This is a genomic window from Neisseria sp. P0019.S002 (genome assembly GCF_051957155.1).
Taxonomy (GTDB): domain Bacteria; phylum Pseudomonadota; class Gammaproteobacteria; order Burkholderiales; family Neisseriaceae; genus Neisseria; species Neisseria perflava.
On the sequence record NZ_JBQCWS010000169.1, the window covers coordinates 1 to 435 of the forward strand.

1 pseudogene is annotated in these 435 nt (G+C 50.6%); it reads right to left on the reverse strand.

Annotated features, from left to right (window positions below):
- Positions 1 to 263, reverse strand: a pseudogene (locus ACTHTY_RS12135) (transcription antitermination factor NusB); the annotation flags it as partial.
- Positions 264 to 435: the final 172 nt, after the last annotated feature.

The following is a 435-nucleotide window of genomic DNA, read 5'->3' on the forward strand; positions in this document are numbered from 1 at the left end:
GCATGAGGCGCATTACGCGTGTAATGCAGTTGGTACATTGCCGCCAAAAGCAGGCTTTCTAGCTGCGGATTGTCAATCGGCTTTTTCAGCATTTGTCCAAGCATATATTTCAAACTGCCCAAATACCGCTGGCAACCGTAGGCAATATCCTGCAACGCGCCGTTTTCCTGCGCCGTCAGCTGTGGATGCGCCGCGCGGATTTCCGCCAAGACATCCTGAAGATTGCGCCCTTAGGCAACTACGGCAACACTGTCGGCGGCCAGTTTTTAGGCGAGGGACATACTCATATTTTTGCTTTCTGATTTATATTTGATTTCAAGTGTTCGGCGGATTTCAGACGGCCTGTTCGGCTGCCAGCAATGCCCGATAATCTTCGGCATCTGCTTTGGAAAAACAGCCGAAGATGATTTTTTCAACTGCCGGACATTGCGGCAG